The organism is Moorena sp. SIO4E2 (genome assembly GCF_010671945.1).
GTDB classification, from domain to species: Bacteria; Cyanobacteriota; Cyanobacteriia; order Cyanobacteriales; family Coleofasciculaceae; genus Moorena; species Moorena producens.
Map to the genome: position 1 here is coordinate 1 of NZ_JAAHIE010000825.1, position 2,619 is coordinate 2,619.

Annotated in this window: 1 protein-coding gene and 3 pseudogenes; all 4 read left to right on the top strand. The window is 41.7% G+C overall.

The window, feature by feature from the left end; translation table 11 throughout:
• The first annotated feature begins 749 nt into the window (after positions 1 to 749).
• On the top strand, positions 750 to 1,445 hold the full coding sequence (locus F6K37_RS37735; RefSeq protein WP_287256153.1) for a hypothetical protein: 696 nt from the start codon (positions 750 to 752) through the stop codon (positions 1,443 to 1,445).
• Between the two features lie 89 nt (positions 1,446 to 1,534).
• A pseudogene (locus F6K37_RS37740) lies at positions 1,535 to 1,888 on the top strand (tyrosine-type recombinase/integrase); the annotation flags it as partial.
• A 121-nt stretch (positions 1,889 to 2,009) separates the two neighbouring features.
• Positions 2,010 to 2,317: pseudogene (locus F6K37_RS45120) on the top strand (DUF4277 domain-containing protein).
• Positions 2,318 to 2,515: 198 nt separating this feature from the next.
• A pseudogene (locus F6K37_RS45865) lies at positions 2,516 to 2,619 on the top strand (transposase-like zinc-binding domain-containing protein); the annotation flags it as partial.

The window sequence follows — 2,619 nt, forward strand, 5'->3', positions numbered from 1 at the left end:
GTGTAACAATACTTTAATAAACAATCTATATGTTGTCTGAGGGGGTGACATGCCAGCTAAAATCCTTACTGGGTAATACCTTCAGCCGATATGTTACAAAAAGATACATACTATTTTGGCCTGACCTTGGACGTAGTTATAAGGGTTTGAGCTTCTAGAACATCATTCGTAGGGTTAATTGACCAGTTTATCTTTGTTAAGAGAACTGGCATCAAAGCCTTATATAGTAAGCTTTTCAGGGCTCATGTCACCCCCTCAGATATGTTGTTTATTAAAAATTGTTATATTTGTATCTCTCTTCTAGACCTAATTTATATCATATAAGTAAAGTCAGTTATTTGAATACTGATGGTTTATATAGATAAATAAGAGCTGACTTGTGAACAGATCTATAACCATTGCGGTGCCAACAAAAAAAGTTTGGATGGTGGTATTGTGTCGAAATTTAAAGTTGAATCAAATGGTACAATAGCTAGATTTAATGACTCATGATAATTCCTTGATTATGAATTTAGGAGCAGGAATGGGTGCTGCTTTGGTTTTATCTTCCCAACTGGCATGCTTAAGACAAGCTTCTCCTGCTTTATTATTTTTAGGCGCAACGAGGTCAGGATGAAATTGCAGCTGATCACTCCCTCTTCTGAACTTATGGAGGCTACAACGTCTATAACGTAAGTATACTAACCCTGTAACGTTGTAGAATAATTCCATAGGGTGTACAACCCAAAAAATTCAAAAGGAATAAGAGGATGAACAATTTTTTTCAACAACAGCAAGAAAACACTAAAATTATATTAGGGAATCCATATATAAGTAGCCCTATATCGTACTCAGTATATCAAACTGATGGAGGAAATCTTTTTAGATTTTCCAACTTGATTGATAATCGCAATCAAAGTGAACAAAACGAGGATGTTATCCAAACACTTCCAGGTAGAACAATAAAATCCTGCGCTTTGGCACTGACTGCGATTGTCTCTTTTCTTTCTACTCCCTCTTTTGCTCAAGTAGAAGGCTGCCTGACACAAATACCTCAAGATGGAAGTCCGGTTGCTTTTTCTTCTCAAGCCTTTCCTGATGTCTATTTACGTTTGGACGGAAGGGATGTGACTCAACCATTAAGTCATGGCGGTGGGACTGTCAATAGTCAATTTGGAGCTGGTCCTTGGGAGAAATTTTGTTTAGGGTCGAATGGCACTGCCTCGAATCGCTCAAATGCATTTGCTGGAGCTTGGTTATATCAAGGGAAACCAGGACCTGTGATTAGCGTTTCTGGGAATAATGTGACGATTGATATGAGTGCTTATAATCGTCCAGCGGCTACGGGTAGAATTATTGGTGACAATAAAATTTCAGTCACTTTTCCTGACGATGATACTTTTACGGGTGAACTTGTTTATGTTGGGCAAATTAAATGGTCGAATAGCACTGTCTGGAATCGCTAATTTAGCTTTTTTTCATAAGGGACTTCCAAAGTGCGGCTCGTTGGTGGCGAATATCGGTTCATAACCAGTAATAACCCACCGCTTGACTTTCTGGTTTGAGACGGGGTGAGCTGGTGAAGCTGGAGTTAAAGGACTTTAATCCAGAGAATGGGGCGCTGCTTGTGCGGGGTGGGAAGGGTGGTAAGGATAGGACTGTTTATTTGCCTGAATTGGCGATCGCCTATCTCAAAGATTGGCTTACTATCAGAAGACATCTCCAAAAATTAACCTCAAACCCTTGCACTGCCTGGGTCAAAACCGAGTTTCTGGAGATGTCTAGAGGGGATTCCCCAGGAGCATTACTTTGTCCCATCCAAAACGGAGGAAGAATAGAGTTTCGGCACATGACATCCCAGGCGGTACTATTAATTATGCGAAAAAGAGCTAAACAAGCTGGGGTGGAACCTACATTCCGCAGGTTGGATATCACAGCTATGGTATTTTGGAAGCATGACACCAATAGCATCTTCCATTAGAGTACAGGATCTTGACCACTGTGGCATAGTAGCTGGCATCATTGACCAGATGGGGCTGGTAGAACAAATTAACCAGCAACTGGGAACCCACCCCCAAGAAATTATTAGTGCCGGAGTGGCAGTCAAAGCAATGATTCTCAATGGTTTGGGAGTAAGTCTTTGCCCCTCTCTACTTGTCCCAAGAGATTTTTTGTGGGCAAAGCCACAGAACACCTGCTGGGGGAGGGGATTAAACCAGAACACCTGAACGACGACCGTTTGGGTAGAGTTCTCGACCAACTGCTTTGTTGCCGGATTGACCTCACTGTTCGTTCAAGTCGCACTGGCAGCAGCCTCCCAGTTTGGGGTCAACGGTGATAGCCTCCACCTCGATTCAAGTTCCTTCCATGTTCATGGGGACTATAATGATCCAGACTCATCCCCTTCAAAAAAGCCAGCAGCGTACGCTAAAACCCCATGGCTATTCATCGGACCATCGACCTGAGCTAAAGCAGTTTATCTTGCCAACGAGGCTTTTTCACCTAGAAAAAAGGGCGTTGCTGACTCCAAAAATGGTATTATAAAAATAAAACCATGGAATGCCCTAAATGTCATAGCAATAAAACTCATAAATATGGTCATCAAAGAGGAAAACAAAGATATAAATGCAACGAATGTGG